Source organism: Bradyrhizobium huanghuaihaiense (genome assembly GCF_007830635.1).
GTDB lineage: Bacteria > Pseudomonadota > Alphaproteobacteria > Rhizobiales > Xanthobacteraceae > Bradyrhizobium > Bradyrhizobium huanghuaihaiense.
Map to the genome: position 1 here is coordinate 705796 of NZ_VLLA01000001.1, position 19576 is coordinate 725371.

Annotated in this window: 17 protein-coding genes; 7 read left to right on the forward strand and 10 right to left on the reverse strand. The window is 65.6% G+C overall.

Going from position 1 to position 19576, the window contains the following annotated elements:
- Nucleotides 1-93 precede the first annotated feature (93 nt).
- A complete protein-coding gene (locus IQ16_RS03385) occupies nucleotides 94-2304 on the forward strand; it encodes a primosomal protein N' (RefSeq protein ID WP_018643889.1) in 2211 nt (736 codons plus the stop codon).
- 318 nt (nucleotides 2305-2622) lie between these two features.
- Here the strand turns inward: IQ16_RS03385 and IQ16_RS03390 are convergent, their stop codons facing one another.
- On the reverse strand, nucleotides 2623-3120 hold the full coding sequence (locus IQ16_RS03390) for a septal ring lytic transglycosylase RlpA family protein (RefSeq protein ID WP_018643888.1): 498 nt from the start codon (nucleotides 3118-3120) through the stop codon (nucleotides 2623-2625).
- Nucleotides 3121-3788: 668 nt separating this feature from the next.
- Here IQ16_RS03390 and IQ16_RS03395 point away from each other — a divergent pair.
- The 6 genes from IQ16_RS03395 (at nucleotide 3789) to IQ16_RS03420 (ending at nucleotide 10754) form a co-directional block, all read left to right on the forward strand.
- On the forward strand, nucleotides 3789-4349 hold the full coding sequence (locus tag IQ16_RS03395; RefSeq protein ID WP_018643887.1) for a F0F1 ATP synthase subunit delta: 561 nt from the start codon (nucleotides 3789-3791) through the stop codon (nucleotides 4347-4349).
- Nucleotides 4349-5878 carry a F0F1 ATP synthase subunit alpha gene (gene atpA / locus IQ16_RS03400; RefSeq protein WP_018643886.1) on the forward strand — a complete coding sequence of 510 codons (1530 nt, stop codon included), beginning with the start codon at nucleotides 4349-4351 and terminating at the stop codon, nucleotides 5876-5878. Before IQ16_RS03395 ends, atpA begins: the two co-directional genes overlap by 1 nt.
- Before the next feature lie 145 nt (nucleotides 5879-6023).
- Entirely contained in the window at nucleotides 6024-6896 is an 873-nt protein-coding gene (locus IQ16_RS03405) for a F0F1 ATP synthase subunit gamma (RefSeq protein WP_018643885.1), read from the forward strand.
- 83 nt (nucleotides 6897-6979) lie between these two features.
- On the forward strand, nucleotides 6980-8413 hold the full coding sequence (atpD, locus tag IQ16_RS03410; protein ID WP_018643884.1) for a F0F1 ATP synthase subunit beta: 1434 nt from the start codon (nucleotides 6980-6982) through the stop codon (nucleotides 8411-8413).
- A gap of 112 nt (nucleotides 8414-8525) precedes the next feature.
- Nucleotides 8526-8933 (forward strand): F0F1 ATP synthase subunit epsilon, encoded by a 408-nt coding sequence (locus IQ16_RS03415; protein ID WP_026312122.1) that lies wholly within the window; start codon nucleotides 8526-8528, stop codon nucleotides 8931-8933.
- Between the two features lie 150 nt (nucleotides 8934-9083).
- Nucleotides 9084-10754: an adenylate/guanylate cyclase domain-containing protein gene (locus IQ16_RS03420; protein WP_018643882.1), complete on the forward strand. Its 1671-nt coding sequence runs from the start codon at nucleotides 9084-9086 to the stop codon at nucleotides 10752-10754.
- Between the two features lie 169 nt (nucleotides 10755-10923).
- Here the strand turns inward: IQ16_RS03420 and IQ16_RS03425 are convergent, their stop codons facing one another.
- The 9 genes from IQ16_RS03425 to IQ16_RS03465 form a co-directional block, all read right to left on the reverse strand.
- On the reverse strand, nucleotides 10924-11424 hold the full coding sequence (locus IQ16_RS03425) for an RNA pyrophosphohydrolase (RefSeq protein ID WP_018643881.1): 501 nt from the start codon (nucleotides 11422-11424) through the stop codon (nucleotides 10924-10926).
- Nucleotides 11425-11620: 196 nt separating this feature from the next.
- On the reverse strand, nucleotides 11621-12124 hold the full coding sequence (locus IQ16_RS03430) for an RNA pyrophosphohydrolase (RefSeq protein ID WP_018643880.1): 504 nt from the start codon (nucleotides 12122-12124) through the stop codon (nucleotides 11621-11623).
- 72 nt (nucleotides 12125-12196) lie between these two features.
- A complete protein-coding gene (locus IQ16_RS03435; RefSeq protein WP_018643879.1) occupies nucleotides 12197-13408 on the reverse strand; it encodes a divergent polysaccharide deacetylase family protein in 1212 nt (403 codons plus the stop codon).
- A 145-nt stretch (nucleotides 13409-13553) separates the two neighbouring features.
- The gene (locus tag IQ16_RS03440) at nucleotides 13554-14909 is read right to left on the reverse strand and encodes a S41 family peptidase (RefSeq protein WP_018643878.1); all 1356 of its coding nucleotides are present in this window, start codon (nucleotides 14907-14909) and stop codon (nucleotides 13554-13556) included.
- The gene (locus IQ16_RS03445) at nucleotides 14906-16258 is read right to left on the reverse strand and encodes a murein hydrolase activator EnvC family protein (RefSeq protein WP_018643877.1); all 1353 of its coding nucleotides are present in this window, start codon (nucleotides 16256-16258) and stop codon (nucleotides 14906-14908) included. The genes IQ16_RS03440 and IQ16_RS03445 overlap by 4 nt, the downstream gene beginning before the upstream one ends.
- Nucleotides 16259-16291: 33 nt before the next feature.
- Nucleotides 16292-16774, reverse strand: a complete 483-nt coding sequence (rlmH, locus tag IQ16_RS03450; protein ID WP_018643876.1) for a 23S rRNA (pseudouridine(1915)-N(3))-methyltransferase RlmH — start codon at nucleotides 16772-16774, stop codon at nucleotides 16292-16294.
- A gap of 97 nt (nucleotides 16775-16871) precedes the next feature.
- A complete protein-coding gene (rsfS, locus tag IQ16_RS03455) occupies nucleotides 16872-17228 on the reverse strand; it encodes a ribosome silencing factor (RefSeq protein WP_018643875.1) in 357 nt (118 codons plus the stop codon).
- A 208-nt stretch (nucleotides 17229-17436) separates the two neighbouring features.
- A complete protein-coding gene (locus IQ16_RS03460; RefSeq protein WP_018643874.1) occupies nucleotides 17437-18081 on the reverse strand; it encodes a nicotinate-nucleotide adenylyltransferase in 645 nt (214 codons plus the stop codon).
- 23 nt (nucleotides 18082-18104) lie between these two features.
- The gene (locus IQ16_RS03465) at nucleotides 18105-19400 is read right to left on the reverse strand and encodes a glutamate-5-semialdehyde dehydrogenase (protein WP_018643873.1); all 1296 of its coding nucleotides are present in this window, start codon (nucleotides 19398-19400) and stop codon (nucleotides 18105-18107) included.
- Nucleotides 19401-19576: the final 176 nt, after the last annotated feature.

Below are 19576 nucleotides of genomic sequence, written 5' to 3' on the forward strand. Positions count from 1 at the left end.
TATATCGCATCACACAAGTTTACTGTTCGCTAAGGCTGCGTCATGGCGCTAGCCTTCAGGCCCGGGTTCCGATTCTCCTTCCAAAGATCGTTGATGGATTACACGTCGCGCAGCAGCACCGCCCCCGCCAACGCGACCGGCATGGTCGACGTGCTGGTGCCGGTCGCGCTCGACCAGACCTATTCCTACAAGGTGCCGCGCGGCATGGAGCTGAAGGCGGGCGACCTCCTCAGTGTGCCGCTCGGCGCACGCGAGGTGCTGGCCGTGGTCTGGGGGGAGAATGCCAATCCCGACCCGCGCCTGCACAACCGCCTCAAGGAGGTCAGCGAGAAGCTCGACATTCCGCCGCTGAAGCCCGAATTGCGCCAGGTCGTCGACTGGGTCGCCAATTACACGCTGAGCCCGCGCGGCATGGTGCTGCGCATGTGCCTGCGGATGGGCGAGAATCTCGGCCCCGAGCGGGTGCGTCCCGGCGTGCGCCTGACCGGCGATCCGCCGCGGCGGCTGACGCCGGCGCGCCAGCGCGTGATCGAGGTGCTGTCCGACCGGTTGCTGCATGCCAAGTCCGAGGCGGCGAAGGAAGCCGGCGTGTCGGCCGGCGTGATCGACGGCCTCGTCGACGAGGGCACGCTCACGGTCGAGCCGATGCCGCCGCCTGCGCCGCCGCCGGCCCCCGATCCGGAGTTCGGCCGACCGGATTTCTCGCCGCTGCAGCGTGCGGGGGTCGATGCGATGCGCGCGCTGGCGGCCAATGGCACCTTTCACGTCGCGCTGCTCGATGGCGTCACCGGCTCGGGCAAGACCGAGGTCTATTTCGAGGCCGTCGCGGAAACCATCCGCCGCGGCAAGCAGTCGCTGATCCTGATGCCGGAGATCGCGCTGACCGGCCAGTTCCTCGACCGCTTCGCGCGGCGCTTTGGCGTGCGGCCGATCGAATGGCACTCGGAGCTGACCCCGCGCACCCGCGCGCGCAACTGGGCGGCGATCTCCGAAGGCAGCGCGCCGGTCGTGGTCGGCGCGCGCTCGGCGCTGTTTTTGCCTTACGCCAATCTCGGCCTCATCGTCGTCGATGAAGAGCACGACCAGGCCTACAAGCAGGACGAGGGCGTGCACTATCACGCCCGCGACATGGCGGTGGTGCGCGCGCATATCGCAAAAATCCCGGTCGTGCTGGCGTCCGCAACGCCGTCGGTCGAATCCGAGGTCAACGCGCGCAAGAACCGCTATCAGCGCGTCGCGTTGCCCTCGCGCTTCGGCGGCCAGCACATGCCGCATATCGAGGCCATCGACCTGCGCCGCGAGCCGCCCCCGCGCGGCCGCTATATCTCGCCGCGCTTGGCCTCCGAGATCAGAACCGCGATCGAGCGGCGCGAGCAGGCGCTGCTGTTCCTCAATCGCCGCGGCTATGCGCCGCTGACGCTGTGCCGCGGCTGCGGCCATCGCTTCGCCTGCACCATCTGCGATGCCTGGCTGGTCGATCACCGCTTTCGCCAGCGCCTGGTCTGCCACCATTGCGGCTTCTCGATGCCGCGCCCGCATCTCTGTCCGAACTGTTCGGCCGAGGAATCCCTGGTCGCGGTCGGTCCCGGCGTCGAGCGCCTGCAGGAGGAGGCGGCCGCGCTGTTCCCGGACGCGCGCACCATGGTGCTGTCGAGCGATCTCATCACCTCGATCGAGACGATGCGCAGCGAGCTGAATGAGATTGCCGAAGGCCGCGTCGACATCATCATCGGCACGCAACTGGTGGCAAAGGGCCACAATTTTCCGCGGCTCAATCTGGTCGGCGTGATCGATGCCGATCTCGGCCTCAGCAACGGCGATCCGCGCGCGGCGGAGCGCACCTGGCAATTGCTCAACCAGGTGATCGGCCGCGCCGGCCGCGAGCAGGGCCGCGGCGTCGGCTATCTGCAGACCCATCAGCCCGATCATCCCGTGATGAAGGCGCTGATCGCCTGCGACCGCGAGGCCTTCTACGACAGCGAGATCGATCTGCGCGAGAAGACGCTCTATCCGCCGTTCGGCCGGCTCGCGAGCCTGATCATCTCCGCCGGCGACCGCCCGAGCGCGGAAGGTCTCGGCCGCCGTCTCGTCGCGCTCGCGCCGCGCGACGAGCGCGTGGTGGTGCTGGGCCCGGCCGAAGCACCGCTCGCCGTCATCAAGGGCCGCTACCGCTTCCGCATCCTGGTGAAATCGGCGCGCGGTTTCGATCTCTCGGACTACTTGCGCAACTGGCTCGCCGTCTGCCCGAAGCCGACGGGCAATCAAAAGCTCGAGGTCGACGTCGATCCGCAGAGCTTTTTGTAGGGCTGCCCCACTCTCTCCTCGTCATTGCGAGGAGCCCTTGCGACGAAGCAATCCAGAGTCTCTCCGCCGAACGTTTCTGGATTGCTTCGCTACGTTCGCAATGACAAGGCGCCTGTAGCCCGGATGGAGCGAAGCGTAATCCGGGACCGGTCGGTCCGCGCACGAAGACCCCGGATTTCGCTGCGCTCCATCCGGCTACGAATCCCCCACGCGGCCAAACAAAAAGCCCGCGGTCCCCCAAGACCGCGGGCTTGTTTTCATGCGCGCATCAAACTGATGGAAAGTGCGCGGGTCATGTGAGGCGCTTGAAGCGCGCCCTTAGGAGACGACTTCCGCGGTGACGCGGCCGACGCCGGCGCCGGTGAGGCCGATGGCGCGGGCAGCGCCGGTGGAGAGATCGAGGACGCGGCCGCGGATGAACGGACCACGGTCATTGATGGTGACGACCACGCTCTGGCCGCCATGGGTGACGCGCAGCTTGGTGCCGAACGGCAGCGAACGGTGCGCCGCGGTCATGGCGTTCTGGTTGAAGCGCTGGCCCGACGCGGTCCGGCTGCCGGACTCGTTGCCGTAATAGGACGCCATGCCGGAGAAGCTGCGGCCCGTGCCCGTGGACGGCGTCATCGCCGCGTTGGCGTTGCGCCAATCGGGGGTCGCGTTGGTATCGGTCTGGGCGTGGTGGCGGTGATGATGCCGGTGATGCCTGGATTTTGCGGAAGCCTCGGTGGCAGTTCCACCGATGATGAGAGTTGCGGCGACGAAAGCGAGCGCCGTGCGCGGCCGGGTCACAGTGCCCAGCGTCTTCAAAGACAGCATTTAATGGTCCCTAAGCTAGTATTGCCACATATGTGGCTAGTGGAGCCCCCATCAGTTTGTGAGCGGGTTGGCGTTTCGATTCCTAATGAGGCGTGAATTGGGCAGTAAATCCGCTATGTGGCGTGATGAAATATCTTGTTACCGCCGCACGATATCCAGCCGATGTTCCGTGACCTTTGGCTTTAACGATTTGTTAACCTAATGATTACTTACTAATACTGTAATACGAAGTCATCGCCCGCAGCGTTTAGAAATGGGAAAGTATTCAGCGAGTGGAGCGGAGCAGCCGGGAATCACGGCTCAGCGATCCGTGTTCATGGCGGCTATGCGCTGAGGGCAGGAACCAAAGGGCGGGATGCCGTTGTCAGGCTCACGGCAATTCCGTGGCGCGGCAGGCCGTTCCGTGGCGCGGCAGGCCGTCGCCTCGCGCGCGAGGACTTCTCACGGAGTGCGACGAACTGGCGACAGAACCCCGTGCCTTTAATTTGGCGTCATGTTGCACGTGCGCGCCTGCTATGTTAGCAAAGCCGCGATTTTAACGGATCCGGCACCTCCCGTGCCGGCCGAAAATCGAAGTCCCGCTTGAATTCCAAGGGCTTGGATCGCTTGGCGCCGCTTCGTGGCGACGGTTTTTCCCTTGCGAGTTTGACAGCAAAAAGAGCGCGTCTGTGGCTGCAGAAGATACGTCCGTTTCTGGTGTGTCCGGCCGTTATGCAACGGCCTTGTTTGAACTGGCCCGCGACCAGAAAGTGGTCGACGAGGTCAAAGCCGATCTCGATAAATTCGAGGCCTTGCTGAACGAGAGCGCCGATCTGAAGCGCCTCGTCCGCAGCCCGGTGTTCGCGGCCGATGCCCAGTCCAAGGCCCTCACGGCCGTGCTGGACAAGGCCGGCATCGCCGGGATCTCCGCCAATTTCCTCAAGGTGCTGACCGCCAACCGCCGCCTGTTCGCGGTGGCGGACGTCATCCGCGCCTACCGCGTCCTTGTCGCCAAGTTCAAGGGCGAGACGACGGCCGACGTGACCGTGGCGGAAGCGCTCTCTGACAAGAATCTCGACGCCCTCAAGGTTGCCCTGAAGTCGGTGACCGGCAAGGACGTCGCGCTGAACGTGAAAGTCGATCCCGCGATCATCGGTGGCCTCGTCGTCAAGCTGGGCAGCCGCATGGTCGATGGTTCGCTTCGCACCAAACTCAATTCGATCAAGCACGCGATGAAAGAGGCAGGCTGATGGACATCCGCGCCGCGGAAATTTCCGCGATCCTCAAGGACCAGATCAAGAATTTCGGCCAGGAAGCTGAAGTCTCCGAAGTCGGACAGGTGTTGTCCGTCGGCGACGGTATCGCCCGCGTCTACGGTCTGGACAACGTCCAGGCCGGTGAAATGGTCGAGTTCGAGAACGGCACCCGCGGCATGGCGCTGAACCTCGAAACCGACAACGTCGGTGTCGTTATTTTCGGTGCCGACCGCGAGATCAAGGAAGGCCAGACCGTCAAGCGCACCCGCGCCATCGTGGACGCGCCGGTCGGCAAGGGCCTGCTCGGCCGCGTCGTCGACGCGCTCGGCAACCCGATCGACGGCAAGGGCCCGATCCAGGCCGACAAGCGTATGCGCGTCGACGTCAAGGCGCCCGGCATCATTCCGCGCAAGTCGGTGAGCGAGCCGATGGCGACCGGCCTCAAGGCGATCGACGCCCTGATCCCGATCGGCCGTGGCCAGCGCGAGCTGATCATCGGCGACCGTCAGACCGGCAAGACCGCGATCGCGCTCGACACCATCCTGAACCAGAAGCCGCTGAACGCGCAGCCCGACGAGAACATCAAGCTGTATTGCGTCTACGTCGCGGTCGGCCAGAAGCGTTCGACCGTCGCCCAGTTCGTGAAGGTGCTGGAAGAGCAGGGCGCGCTCGAATACTCGATCGTCGTCGCCGCCACCGCCTCGGATCCGGCGCCGATGCAGTACATTGCCCCCTTTACTGCCTGCACCATGGGCGAATTCTTCCGCGACAACGGCATGCACGCCGTCATCATCTATGACGATCTGTCCAAGCAGGCCGTCGCCTACCGCCAGATGTCGCTGCTGCTGCGCCGCCCGCCGGGCCGCGAAGCCTATCCCGGCGACGTGTTCTATCTGCACTCCCGCCTGCTCGAGCGCGCCGCGAAGCTCAGCAAGGACCATGGCTCGGGCTCGCTGACCGCGCTGCCGGTCATCGAAACCCAGGCCAACGACGTGTCGGCCTACATTCCGACCAATGTCATCTCGATCACCGACGGCCAGATCTTCCTGGAAACCGACTTGTTCTTCCAGGGCATCCGTCCCGCGGTGAACGTCGGTCTGTCGGTGTCGCGCGTCGGCTCGTCCGCGCAGACCAAGGCTACCAAGAAGGTCGCCGGCAAGATCAAGGGCGAGCTCGCGCAGTACCGCGAAATGGCGGCGTTCGCGCAGTTCGGCTCCGACCTCGACGCCTCGACCCAGCGCCTGCTCAACCGCGGCTCGCGCCTGACCGAACTCCTGAAGCAGCCGCAGTTCTCGCCGCTGAAGATGGAAGAGCAGGTCTGCGTGATCTGGGCCGGCACCAACGGCTATCTCGATCCGCTGCCGATCAACAAGGTGCGCGCGTTCGAGGACGGCCTGCTCTCGCTGCTGCGCGGCAAGCACGTCGACATCCTCAACTCGATCCGCGACAGCCGCGACCTCTCCGACGACACCGCTGGCAAGCTGAAGTCGGTGGTCGAAGGCTTCGCGAAGAGCTTCGCGTAACGGCAAGCATGGCCGGATCCGTCCGGCCATGATCGCTTCGTGAGAGGCAAACCAATAAGACGCGTGCCCGGCGCCCGGCCGGGCATTGCGGTAGGGACAGGCTAGCGGTCCGACGCTTCAGTCGAACCGCCGGGGTGAACGAAGAATGGCGTCACTTAAAGACATGCGCGTCCGCATCGCCTCCACCAAGGCGACGCAAAAGATCACCAAGGCCATGCAGATGGTCGCGGCCTCGAAGCTGCGCCGCGCGCAGACCGCGGCGGAAGCTGCGCGTCCCTATGCCGACAAGATGAGCGCGGTGATCTCCAACATCGCCAGTGCCGCGGCGGGCTCGCCCGGCGCGCCGGCGCTGCTGGCCGGCACCGGCCGCGATCAGGTTCATCTGCTGCTGGTCTGCACCGGCGAGCGCGGCCTGTCCGGCGCCTTCAACTCCTCGATCGTGCGTCTCGCCCGCGAGCGCGCTCTGGCGCTGATGGCGCAGGGCAAGGAAGTCAAATTCTTCTGCGTCGGCCGCAAGGGCTATGAGCAGCTCCGCCGCCAGTTCGACAAGCAGATCGTCGAGCACCTCGATTTGCGCAGCGTCCGCCAGCTCGGCTTCGTCAACGCCGAGGACATCGCCAAGAAGATTCTGGCCCGTTTCGAGGCCGGCGAGTTCGACGTCTGCACGCTGTTCTATTCGCGCTTCCGCTCGGTGATCGCGCAGATCCCGACCGCCCAGCAGGTGATCCCGCTGGTGGTCGAGGAGGGCGGTGCCGCCAGCACGACCTCTTACGAATACGAGCCGGAGGAGGACGAGATCCTCACCCGCCTGCTGCCGCGCAACCTCGCGGTCCAGATCTTCCGCGCGCTGCTCGAGAACAACGCCTCGTTCTACGGCGCGCAGATGAGCGCGATGGACAACGCGACGCGCAACGCCGGTGAGATGATCCGCAAGCAGACGCTGGTCTACAACCGCACGCGTCAGGCGCAGATCACCAAGGAACTGATCGAAATCATCTCGGGCGCCGAAGCCGTCTGATCAAGGCGCTTCAGCATCCATCACACGCAACATCCCGGTCACGCTGACCGCGGTTTAGAAGTTCGGATCGAAGGAGACATTCAATGGCAGCCCAGGTCGGTCGCGTCACCCAGGTCATCGGCGCCGTCGTCGACGTGCAGTTCGAAGGCCACCTCCCGGCCATTCTCAACTCGCTCGAGACCAAGAACGGCGGCAACCGTCTGGTGCTCGAAGTCGCCCAGCATCTCGGCGAATCGACCGTGCGCACCATCGCGATGGACACCACCGAGGGTCTGGTCCGCGGCCAGGAAGTCACCGACACCGGTTCGCCGATCCGCGTTCCCGTCGGCGAGGGCACGCTCGGCCGCATCATCAACGTCATCGGCGAGCCGATCGACGAAGCCGGTCCCGTCAAGTCGGAAGGCCTGCGCGCCATCCACCAGGAAGCGCCGACCTACACCGACCAGTCCACCGAAGCTGAAATTCTCGTCACCGGCATCAAGGTCGTCGACCTCCTCGCGCCTTACGCGAAGGGCGGCAAGATCGGCCTGTTCGGCGGCGCCGGCGTCGGCAAAACCGTGCTGATTCAGGAGCTGATCAACAACGTCGCGAAGGCGCACGGCGGTTACTCCGTGTTCGCCGGCGTCGGCGAGCGTACCCGCGAGGGCAACGACCTCTATCACGAGTTCATCGAGTCCAAGGTCAACGCCGATCCGCACAATCCGGATCCGAGCGTGAAGTCGAAGTGCGCGCTGGTGTTCGGCCAGATGAACGAGCCGCCGGGCGCCCGCGCCCGCGTCGCGCTCACGGGTCTGACCATCGCGGAAGACTTCCGCGACAAGGGCCAGGACGTGCTGTTCTTCGTCGACAACATCTTCCGCTTCACCCAGGCCGGCTCGGAAGTGTCGGCGCTGCTCGGCCGTATTCCTTCGGCGGTGGGTTATCAGCCGACGCTCGCCACCGACATGGGCGCGCTGCAGGAGCGCATCACCACCACGCAGAAGGGCTCGATCACCTCGGTGCAGGCCATCTACGTTCCGGCCGACGACTTGACCGACCCGGCGCCCGCGACCTCGTTCGCGCATCTTGACGCGACCACGACGCTGTCGCGCTCGATCGCCGAAAAGGGCATCTATCCGGCGGTGGACCCGCTCGACTCGACCTCGCGCATGCTCTCCCCGCTGGTCGTCGGCGAGGAGCACTACGCGGTCGCCCGTCAGGTGCAGCAGGTGCTGCAGCGCTACAAGGCGCTTCAGGACATCATCGCCATTCTCGGCATGGACGAGCTTTCGGAAGAGGACAAGCTGACCGTGGCCCGCGCCCGCAAGGTCGAGCGCTTCATGTCGCAGCCGTTCCACGTCGCCGAAATCTTCACGGGCTCGCCGGGCAAGTTCGTCGACCTCGCCGACACCATCAAGGGCTTCAAGGGCCTGGTGGAAGGCAAGTACGACCACCTGCCGGAAGCCGCCTTTTACATGGTCGGCACCATCGAAGAGGCGGTCGAGAAGGGCAAGAAGCTGGCTGCCGAGGCGGCCTAAGTTTCAGATGTCATCGCCGGACTTGATCCGGCGATCCATCGAAAGAACTTTCGTTGACTGATGGACCCGCGGGTCAGGCCCGCGGGTGACAAGCGAAGCAAGCGGAAAAACCATGGCCACCTTCCACTTCGATCTCGTCTCTCCGGAAAAGCTCGCCTTCACGGGCGAGGTCGATCAGGTCGACATCCCCGGCGTCGAGGGTGATTTCGGCGTGCTGGCTGGACATGCGCCGGTCGTGGCTGCGATCCGGCCCGGCATCCTCACCATCACCAGCGGTGGCAGGCACGAGAAGGTCATCGTGCTCGGCGGCCTCGCCGAAGTCTCCGAGAAGGGCCTGACCGTGCTCGCCGACGTCGCGACCTCGCTGGACGAGCTCGATCGTGCTCAGTTCGCCGAGACCATCGCGGAGATGGAAGAGGGTCTGAAGGAGCACGAAGGCGGTGAGCTCGATCACGCCATCGAGCGTCTCGACCACTTCAAGAGCATCCAGCAGCAGCTCAACTCCACGGCTATGCACTAAGCCCCGGCGCAGCCGCTCCGGGGCCAGCCTCAAAATTCCTGAATAAGTTCAGCGCTCGTCACCAACCGTGGCGGGCGCTGAAACTTTGTTGCACCGCGACGCCGATAGCGGCATTCTGCGCCCGCGAATTTGTTCCGGGGCGGGTCACAGATGAAACGCAAGATCGCGGCGATTTTCGCAGCCGATATTGCCGGGTATTCGAGGCTGGTCGCGGAGGATGAAGAGGAGACGCTGCGGCGCCTGGCCTCTTACCGCGAAGTCATCGACGATTTCATCGCCAAGGCCGGCGGGCGCATCTTCAACACGGCGGGCGATGCCGTGCTCGCGGAATTTCCGAGCGCGGTCGATGCGGTGCGCTGCGCGATCGACATCCAGGAAAGCTTGCGGACCCGCAACATGGCGTACCCGCCGAGCCGGCAGATGTCGTTCCGCATCGGCATCACCATCGGCGACGTGGTCGAGCGCAACGGCGATCTGTTGGGCGACGGCGTCAACATTGCCGCGCGCCTGGAGGGCCTTGCCGAGGTCGGCGGCATCTGCGTCTCCCGCGCCGTGCACGAGCAGGTCGCCAACAAGCTGTCGGTGCAGTTCGCCGATATCGGCGCGCAGGAGGTGAAGAACATCCCGACGCCGGTGCACGCCTACATGGTGGCGATGCGACGCGAGGACGGCAGCTATTCCAAGCCGCAGCTGAAGAAGGCGGCTTCGAAGGTGGCCGCTGCACCGGTGTGGATGTGGCCGCTGGTGGTTGCCGTCGTTTCGATCGTTGCGATCGTTGTCTCCGGCTTCCTCTACAACACCAAGCTCAAGCAGACCGCGACCGCCGCATCGACCCCGGCCGTGACGCCCAGTGCTGCGCCGAGCCCAACGCCGGCTGCGATGGCGGCAACGCCGACCCCGATGCCGACCCAAATGGCAAAGGCGCCGATGGCGCCGACCAACTCCGGCGCAGCGATGGCGCCGATGCCTGTGCCGTCACCGTCCGCCGCGATCATGACAGGCAAGCTTGCAGCCGACAGCGTGCCCTTTATCAACGAGCGCGTCCGCAACTATCTGGCCGGCGACTATTCCGCGGCCGGCGACTACAAGGCCTTCGCGCTCAATGTCGGCGGCTTCACCGGTTCGGTGTTGAACCAGCCGAGCGAGGAGGCTGCGCGCAACGGCGCGATCGAGCAGTGCCAGAAGCGCGCCGATGCCGCCCAATCGCCGCGGCGTTGCGAGCTCTATGCGGTCGGCAACAATGTCGTTTACGCGCACGGCAAGCCGCCGATGCCGCCGGCGCCCTACTTCCGGCACGACGCCATGACCGAGCGGGCGTTCGCCTCGAAGGATTTTCCGATCGTGCGCGATCCGCAAAAGGTCCGGCTCGAGAACATGTTCGTGCCGGCGGCGAAATCCCGCTCGGTCGCGCTCGGACCGGGCGGACAATATTTCATGGTGCTGGGCGCATCATCCGCCGAGGACGCGGCGCGGCGTTCGCTGGAATCGTGCGGCGCGATCGCCGGCGTTGCCTGCATGATCGTCGGGATCGACGACAATTTCGTCGTGCCGATCCCGACGCTGCTGAGGATCACCGGCTTCTTCCACGCCGCGAGCAATCCCTCGATCGTGGCGGATGCCCGCGACGAGGTCGTGCGCAAGCTCGGCGACGCCATGGGCTGGAACGCCGTCGCCGTCGGCACCGCCGGCCGCCCCGGCCTCGGCCTCAAGGCCGCCGACGAGCAGACCGCCGTCAACTCCGCGCTCGCCGACTGCGCCAAGCGCGACAGCGACTGCCACGTCATCGCCATCGGCCCGTTCATCGTGGGACCGATCAATTAGGGCGTGCCGGGATTAGGCCCGACTAGCCGCGCCAACATCGGTGCGTTTCCCTCCCCCGCAAGGGGGGAGGGAGCGAGAGAATGGTGCGCCCCTCACCCGCAAACCGTCGTCGAAAATCTTCGAATGATTTCAACCCCGTTCTACTGTGCATGGGGTTGTTTTCGCAGTTTCAGTTTCCGAACGCCGCAAACTCCCGCGCCACCGCGCGGTAGACGTCGCGGCGGAACGGCACCACAAGGTCGACGACGCGGTCGAGGCGCTCCCAGCGCCAGGCGTCGAACTCCGCGGGCTGGCCGTTGCGCGGCGTCAGCGGATCGATCTCGTCATCCCTGCCGGTGAAGCGCAACGCGAACCATTTCTGGCGCTGGCCGCGAAACTTTGCGAGGCGATGCGTCTGCGGTCCGTCGTAGGGTGGGAATTCATAAGTGAACCAGTCGGTCTCGCCGAGATAGTCGGCGCTGACGACGCTGGTCTCCTCCCACAGCTCGCGCGTCGCCGCGTCGCGCAAATTCTCGCCCTCGTCGACGCCGCCCTGCGGCATCTGCCAGTCGAGCCCCGGCAGGATGATCTCGGGCCCGTCGCCCTTGAAGCGGTGGCCGATCAGCACACGGCCGTCGGCGTTGAAGAGGGCGATGCCGACGTTGGGGCGGTAGGGCTTTTCGTTTGTCACGCGTAACCTTCTATCGTCATTCCGGGGCGCGCGGAGCGCGAGCCCGGAATCCATAACCACAGGCGGCTGTCGGTTGAAAGCTCGCGGTTGACATCTGCCACGCCACCGCTCCTTGGGGTTATGGATCCCCGCCCCCCGTGCGCAATTGCGCACTAGGCGGGGGTGACGAGCGGAGGGTTGGGATGGAGCTCGCCGTTCAACCCGCCAGAGCGGAAAATTCCTTCACCACGCGCTCATAGACCGGGCGCTTGAAGGGAATGATCAGCCCGGGGAGGTTCTTCATCGGCTCCCAGCGCCAGTTCACGAATTCGGCCTTGTGGCCGCCGCCGCCGGGCTTCTCGACGTTGATCTCGCTGTCCTTGCCGGTGAAGCGGACCGCGAACCATTTCTGGCGCTGGCCGCGGTAGCGGCCCTTCCAGGCGCGGCCTGCGACCGTGCGCGGGATGTCGTAGATCAGCCAGTCCGGGACCTCGCCGAGCCGCTCGACCGAGCGCACGCTGGTCTCCTCATAGAGCTCGCGCTTGGCGGCCTCCCAGGTGTCCTCGCCGGGATCGACGCCGCCCTGCGGCATCTGCCAGACATGGGCGTCGTCGACATGCTCGATGCCACCGGCGCGGCGGCCGATGAACACCAGTCCCTTCGCATTGATCAGCATCACACCGACGCAGGTCCGGTAGGGCAGATCCTCGTAACGCGCCATTCCGCCAGACCCTCTTGCCTGCACTTGGTGGGCATGCCGGTCCCGCGCGACCCGCCGTACCAATTCGTTGATTTAGCTGGATTTTGATTTCAGCATCGCGGTTGTCAATGGCACCAAAAGGATACCTCGGTCGCCCAATGTCTTGGTCCAGGCACTGACGCGTTCGATCGAGACCGGCAGGGCCGAGGCGGTGCCGACGGCGACGCCGCGCTCGCGGGCCGTCGATTCGAGCTTGGTCAGGGCGCGGTCGATTTCGGTCGGGGTCGGAACCACGTCGATCGCGATGTCGCCCTTGCCGAACGGCATCGACGCGCTTGACGCGGCCTGGGGCGCGATGCTGCGCGGCGAGGAGCCGTCGTCGAAGAAGCCGAGGCCGCGCTTGGCCGCCTCGCGGATGATCGGCTGCATCGCCGGCTCCGTCGCGATGAAACGGGCGCCCATGAAATTGGCGAGGCCGGCATAGCCCTGCATCCGGCTGAGGTGCCAGTACAGGCGGTCCATGTTCTGGTCGGGGCTGAGCGAGGTCAGCAGCGTCTGCGGTCCCGGGTCGTTGTCCGGGAAGTCGTAGGGCTCCATCGGGATCTGCAGGAAGATCTCGTGGCGCTGGGCGCGGGCCCGCTCGGCGAGCTTGCCGGGATCGGCGCCGTAGGGCGTGAAGGCCAGCGTCACCGCCGGCGGCAGCTTCATGATCGCGTCGGTGGTCTTGGCGGCGCCGACGCCGAGGCCGCCGATCACGATGGCGACCACCGGCATCTTGGCGGCCTTGGCGCGGTCGGCATCGGCCGCATAGACGTTGAACGGCTTCAGGTCGCCGGCGACCACGGGGATCATGCCGTAGCGCGACTTCTCCAGCAGCTTGGGATCGATTCCGGCCATGACCGGCGGCGGGGCGGACGCTGCCTCGCCCTTGTCGGCGGCATCGCCCGCGCCGATCACCACGTCGCGCCGCGCGCCGGTCGAGCCGTCGATCATGGTGACGGTCTTCTGCTCACCGGGGGCAGCCTGCTTCGGCGCTTCCTTGGTGTCCTGCTTGCTCTCGTGCCTGGTATCGGAGGCCGCCGGCTTCTCGTCCGTGGCTTTGGGCTCGCGGATCGCGATCCGCGTCATCGGCTCGCCGCCGAGCGGGTCCTTGTTGAAGATGGCGAAGCCCGCAAAGGTGACCAGGAACAGGCCGAGCAGCACGGCCAAGAGCTGCATGGCGGTGAACGGCAGCCGCAGCCGGCGCTTGCGGCGCGGCTTGTCCTGTCCGAGCGGGGCGCTCAGATCATCGGCCGTTTCAGTCATGCGCGATCCCGAATCACTCGCCCCGACGATACCACGGCGGGGTCAAGCGGCGGCAGGCCGGGATAGGCCGGAGACGGCAGGAGTTCCAAGCAAAAAGGGCGGCTCGAGGAGCCGCCCTTTTCGGAAGATCGCTTGATGCGCTGACTCAGTTCGCCGCTTTGGGCTTGTCGGCCGCAGCCTTGTCGGTGCCCGGGGTGGGCGCGGCGGAGGCGCTGTTCTTGATGCCGTGGAGCAGGTCGTCGGCGAGCTTGAGCGCCTTGTCGTCCTTGGCGTCCGGCGGCACGTAGGACTGCGAGCCGGTCTTCTCGTCGCCGTCGTTCTTGAGGTGGCCGCGCAGCGAAGCCTCACCCTTGGTGTCGGTGCGCGACTTCAGCTCGTCCGGCACGTCCTGCAGCACTTCGATGTCGGGCACGATGCCCTTGGCCTGGATCGACTTGCCCGACGGCGTGTAGTAGCGCGCGGTGGTCAGGCGCAGCGCGCCGTTGCCCGAGCCGAGCGGGATGATGGTCTGCACCGAGCCCTTGCCGAACGAACGCGTGCCGACGATGGTCGCGCGCTTGTGGTCCTGCAGCGCGCCGGCGACGATTTCCGACGCCGAAGCCGAGCCGCCATTGACCAGCACGATGACCGGCTTGCCCTTGGTGAGGTCGCCGGCATGCGCGGTGCGGCGCTGGGTCTCCTCGGCATTGCGGCCGCGGGTCGAGACGATCTCGCCCTTCTCCAGGAAGGAGTCGGAGACGGTGACCGCTTCCTCGAGCAGGCCGCCCGGGTTGTTGCGGAGGTCGATGATGTAGCCCTTGAGCTTGTCGCCGATCTGATTCGAGAGGTTGGCGACCTCGCGCTTCAGGCCTTCGGTGGTCTGCTCGTTGAAGGTGGTGATGCGGATATAGCCGATGTCGTCGGCCTCGACGCGCGCGCGCACCGAGCGGACGCGGATGTTGTCGCGCACCAGCGTCACGTCGAGCGGATTGTCCTGGCCCTTGCGGATGATCTTGAGCTTGATCTTGGTGTTGACCGGACCGCGCATCTTCTCGACCGCCTGGTTCAGGGTGAGGCCCTGCACCGCCTCGTCGTCGAGATTGGTGATGATGTCGTTGGCCATGATGCCGGCGCGCGAGGCCGGCGTGTCGTCGATAGGCGAGACCACCTTGATCAGGCCGTCTTCCATCGTGACCTCGATGCCGAGGCCGCCGAACTCACCGCGGGTCTGCACCTGCATGTCGCGGAAGCTCTTGGCATCCATATAGCTCGAATGCGGATCGAGGCCGGTGAGCATGCCGCTGATGGCGGATTCGATCAGCTTGGTGTCGTCGGGCTTCTCGACATAATCGGAGCGCACGCGCTCGAACACGTCGCCGAACAGGTTGAGCTGGCGATAGGTGTCCGCGGTCGCGGCTCGCGCGCTGGAGCCCATGAACACCGCGCGCGGCTGGGTCACGAACAGCGTCAGCGCCGCACCGGTGGCTGCGCTGAGGAGGATTACTGAAGTCTTGCGCATCATCCGCGAACCTTCTCGCCTTCATTTGCGGCCCACCATGGGCCTGGATCGATTGGAGTGCCGTCTTTACGGAACTCGACATACAGCACAGGTTGACTCGCGTTCGTGGCGAGAATGGAGGCGACTTGAGAGGTCGACCCCATGGTCGCGACAGGCTCCCCCGTGAGCACAAACTGTCCGATGTTGACCGAAATGCGCTCCATCCCGGCGATCAGGACATGATACCCGCCCCCGGCGTTGAGGATCAAGAGTTGTCCATAGCTGCGGAACGGGCCGGCATACACAACCCAGCCATCGCACGGCGTCGTGACCTGGGAGCCCGGCTTTGTCGCCAGCGAAATGCCCTTCTGCACCCCGCCGACCCCGTCGGAACCGCCAAAGTCCCTGATCTTGTTACCGTTAACCGGCAGGGGCAGGAGGCCCTTGGCCGAGGCGAAGGCGATCGCGGGGGTAGTCCGGGACCGGTCCTTGAAAGCGGCGGGGCCGGATTTGGCGCTGGCGGCCGCGTTTGCCGCTGCCAGCTTGGCCTCGGCCTGCCTTGCGGCCTCGGCGGCCTTCTCGGCCGCTTTGGCGGCGCTCTGCAGGTCCTGCTCCATCTTGGTGATCAGCCCCTGGAGATCGCCGACCTGCCTTGAGAGCGCGATCGCGCGCGAGCTTTCGGCGTCGAGGTCCTTTTCGCGCGCGGCCTGTTGGCGTTGCCGCTCGTCGATCAGCGCGGTGAGGCGGGTCTGGTCGCTCCGGACCTTGTCGCGGTCGGCGGCGAGCTGGTCGCGCTCGCTCGCGATGTTCTTGCGCAGGGCCACGAGCTCGCCGAGCTCGCCCGCGATCCTCTCCGCGCGGCCGCGCAATTCCGGCACGACGGCGCCGAGCAACATCGCGGTGCGCAAGGATTGCAGCGCATCCTCAGGTCGTACCAGCAGCGCCGGCGGCGTGCGCCGGCCGGCCCGTTGCAGTGCCGCCAGCACCTCGACGATGTCGGCGCGGCGCGAATCAAGCGAAGAGCGCATCTGCTGCTCGCGGCCGTTCAGCGTCTTCAGCCGCGCTTCGGTTTCGTCGATCTTGGTCTCGACGGTGCGCACATTGGTGGCGGTGTCGATCAGCTGCTGATTGAGCTGGGTGCGATCCTGGCCGAGCGCCGTGATCTCGGCCTTCAACTTGGCCTGCGCTTCCTCCGCGCTCTTTTGTCTGGCGCGCGCAGCTTCCAGCTCCTGCTCGCGCTGCTTGATGGCGTCAGGCGAGACGGCCGCGGTCTGGGGCGCCGGCGCTGCCGTCTGAGCTTGTGCGAGGCTTGTGCCTGCGAGGTCTGCGCCTGCGAGGCTTGCAATCAGCAGGTTGAGGACGGGCGCTCGCATCGCTTTAGGCAAAGGTGCTCGTTGTGGCGCGGATCACGCGCGGTGATAAGGATGGCCGGCCAGGATGGTGGCGGCCCGATACAGCTGTTCCAGAAGCATGACGCGGACCATTTGGTGCGGCCAGGTCGCAGAGCCGAACGCGATCGCGAGCTTGGCCTTACGGCGCAATTCGGGCGAAAGTCCGTCCGCCCCTCCGATCATGAAGATAGTATGTCCGGCCCCCTCGTCGCGCCAGCGCCCGAGATGCCGTGCGAATACGGTGGAGTCGAGATTCTGGCCGCGCTCGTCCAGTGCCACCAGGATGGATTTTTCCGGAATATGCGCCGAGATCGCCGCGGCCTCTTCAGTCATCCGCGTCGCGGCGTCACGCGCGCGGCTCTCGGGAATCTCGTGAATGCTGAGCTCGCGGAATCCGAGCTTGCGGCCGGCCTCGTCGAACCGCTCGAAATAGCGGTCGGCAAGCTCCCGTTCGGGGCCCTGCTTCAGCCGGCCCACCGCAATGACAGCAACACGCATGATGGTTTCAGCGTCGTGTTTTCGAGGTCGCGCGCATCAGGCGCGCGCACGACGCTAGCATGCGCGTCAGCCGATTCGAAATCGGCTTCGTCAGCCTCTAGATCGCCTTCGCCGCCCCTGGGCCCTGCGTGTACAACCTCTCGAGGTTGTAGAACTCGCGGACCTCGGGTCTGAACACGTGCACGATCACATCGCCGGAATCGATCAGCACCCAGTCGCAATTGGGCAAGCCCTCGACATGGATGTTCTTGATGCCGGTTTCCTTGAGGCCCTTCGTCACGTTCTCCGCGATCGCGCCAACGTGCCGGTTCACCCGGCCGGTGGTGACGATCATGTAGTCGGAGTATGCCGATTTGCCGCGAAGGTCGATGGTGACCGTCTCTTCCGCCTTCATGTCCTCGAGGCGGGAGAGGATCAGGCTCAGCGTCTTGTCGGCGTCGGGTTGCGCCTTCAAGGCCGCAGCTTTGGTCGATGTTTTACGCGTAGGCTTAGCAACCTTGGGTAAAACAGACTTGGACAATACAGATGTGGCCAGGGACCATTCCTTTCACTGTATCGCGAGAGCCGAATCCGGCGCTCACGGGTGACACTACATCATGTGGGGTTAAGGGTTTCAATATGCCAGAGAGGCCAAGGTCCCCACAACGCCCGGACACTCCGTCTCACTTCGTACCTTTCCAGCTCCCGTCCGGGTTCCGCAGACCGGTCGAGGACAGATTCAGCTTCAATCCGGTCAGGAACACCCAGGCCGGCGCCGACTGGTCCGCAAGCAGCGCTGCCTTGCTCTCCGGCAGACGGTAACGAGATAGCGCTTGGGCGGCGGGCGAGGCGAGGGCGCGAAAACTCTGCGGCGGGCGATCGATGACCGCCATCGGCACCTGGCCGGCGATCCGCCGCCAGTCCTGCCAACGATGGAATTGAGCGAGGTTGTCGGCGCCCATGATCCAGACAAAGCGCAAGCCCGAGAAGCGGCGGCGCAAGGTGTTGATCGTGTCGATAGTATAGCGGGTGCGAATGACGGATTCGAGACAGCTCACCTCGATGCGCGGATCATCGGCGACATCGCGTGCGGCCTGCATGCGCGCGCCGAGCTCATGCAGGTTGCCATTCTCCTTGAGCGGATTGCCTGGGGTGACCAGCCACCAGACGCGATCGAGTTGCAATCGCCTAAGTGCGAACCGGCTGATCGCGCGATGCGCCTGATGCGGCGGGTTGAACGAACCGCCCAGCAGGCCGATGCGCATGCCCTCCGTATGGGGCGGGACCGCTTGCGCCACAAAACGCGGCACGACGAATTTGTTGCTCAATGCCCCGCGCCTTGCAACGTTACTTACGGCCGCGTCTGCCCGGTGCCGTGAACGCGATATTTGAAGCTCGTGAGTTGCTCGGCGCCGACCGGGCCGCGGGCGTGGAAGCGGCCGGTGGCGATGCCGATCTCGGCGCCGAAGCCGAACTCGCCGCCATCGGCGAACTGCGTCGAGGCGTTGTGCAGCACGATCGCGGAATCGACCTCGCTCAGGAATTTCTTCGCCGCACGCTCGTCAGCGCTCACGATCGCATCGGTATGATGCGAGCCGTGATTCTGGATGTGTGCGATCGCGCCGTCGACGCCGTCCACCACCTTCGCCGCGATGATCGCGTCGAGATATTCGGTGTCCCAATCCTCGTCGTTTGCAGGCTTTACGCGCGCATCGGCCTTCTGCACGGCGTCGTCGCCGCGCACTTCGCAGCCGGCCTCGATCAGCATCTCGACCAGCGGCTTCAGGCTCGATGCAGCAGCCGCGCGATCGACCAGCAGCGTTTCGGCCGCGCCGCAGACGCCGGTGCGGCGCATCTTGGCGTTGAGCACGATCGACTTCGCCATGGCGAGGTCGGCGCTGGCATCGACATAGACGTGGTTGACGCCCTCGAGATGCGCGAACACAGGCACGCGCGCTTCCTGCTCGACGCGCGCGACGAGGCTCTTGCCCCCGCGCGGCACGATCACGTCGACGGCGCCGTTCAGGCCCGACAGCATCATGCCGACCGCTGCGCGGTCGCGTGTCGGCACCAGCGTGATCGCAGCTTCAGGCAGGCCGGCCTCGCGCAGGCCCTGCACCAGGCATTCATGGATCGCGCGGCACGAGCGGAAACTGTCCGAGCCGCCGCGCAGGATCACGGCGTTGCCCGACTTCAGGCAGAGCACGCCGGCGTCCGCCGCAACGTTGGGACGGCTCTCGAAGATCACGCCGACGACGCCGAGCGGCACGCGCACGCGCTCGATGGTCATGCCGTTCGGCCGCTGCCAGCTCTCGGTGACGACGCCGATGGGATCGGCGATGCCGCGCACGATGCCGATGCCTTCGGCCATTGACTCGACCCGCGCCGGCGTCAGCGTCAGGCGGTCGATGAAGGAGGAGGTCATGTTGCCGGAGGCGCGGGCCTCCGCGACGTCCTCGGCATTGGCGGCAAGAATCGCCGCCGCGTTGGCGCGGATTGCCCGCTCCATGGCCTCCAGCGCCCGGTTCTTCTGCTCCGGCGGCGCCAGCGCCAGCGCGCGCGCGGCAGCGCGGGCTTTGGCGGCGAGATCGGACATCAGCGCCTGGAGATCGGCATTGCCGTCAACGGCTTTGAGGGGGGCGGCCATGGGAGTTCAACCTTCTGCTAAGGCGGTGTCCTAGCACGGAAATCCCGCTTTTGCGAAGGGTGGGGACGGTATGGCAGGGGCCCGGCGGGCGCCGCCGGGTCGGCCAATGGCCTGGTCATGCCCAAGGTCGGACTGATCCTTGCGGGATGCTCAAATATCAATAAATATCATTATCT

Bases quoted from the DNA above. Each gene is read 5' to 3' on its own strand.
- IQ16_RS03415 (WP_026312122.1), top strand. From the start codon at position 8,526: ATGGCCACCTTCCACTTCGATCTCGTCTCTCCGGAAAAGCTCGCCTTC.
- IQ16_RS03385 (WP_018643889.1), top strand. From the start codon at position 94: ATGGATTACACGTCGCGCAGCAGCACCGCCCCCGCCAACGCGACCGGC.
- IQ16_RS03435 (WP_018643879.1), bottom strand. From the start codon at position 13,408: ATGACTGAAACGGCCGATGATCTGAGCGCCCCGCTCGGACAGGACAAG.
- IQ16_RS03430 (WP_018643880.1), bottom strand. From the start codon at position 12,124: ATGGCGCGTTACGAGGATCTGCCCTACCGGACCTGCGTCGGTGTGATG.
- IQ16_RS03445 (WP_018643877.1), bottom strand. From the start codon at position 16,258: ATGCGAGCGCCCGTCCTCAACCTGCTGATTGCAAGCCTCGCAGGCGCA.
- atpD (WP_018643884.1), top strand. From the start codon at position 6,980: ATGGCAGCCCAGGTCGGTCGCGTCACCCAGGTCATCGGCGCCGTCGTC.
- IQ16_RS03405 (WP_018643885.1), top strand. From the start codon at position 6,024: ATGGCGTCACTTAAAGACATGCGCGTCCGCATCGCCTCCACCAAGGCG.
- rlmH (WP_018643876.1), bottom strand. From the start codon at position 16,774: ATGCGTGTTGCTGTCATTGCGGTGGGCCGGCTGAAGCAGGGCCCCGAA.
- IQ16_RS03420 (WP_018643882.1), top strand. From the start codon at position 9,084: ATGAAACGCAAGATCGCGGCGATTTTCGCAGCCGATATTGCCGGGTAT.
- IQ16_RS03390 (WP_018643888.1), bottom strand. From the start codon at position 3,120: ATGCTGTCTTTGAAGACGCTGGGCACTGTGACCCGGCCGCGCACGGCG.
- atpA (WP_018643886.1), top strand. From the start codon at position 4,349: ATGGACATCCGCGCCGCGGAAATTTCCGCGATCCTCAAGGACCAGATC.
- IQ16_RS03465 (WP_018643873.1), bottom strand. From the start codon at position 19,400: ATGGCCGCCCCCCTCAAAGCCGTTGACGGCAATGCCGATCTCCAGGCG.
- IQ16_RS03440 (WP_018643878.1), bottom strand. From the start codon at position 14,909: ATGATGCGCAAGACTTCAGTAATCCTCCTCAGCGCAGCCACCGGTGCG.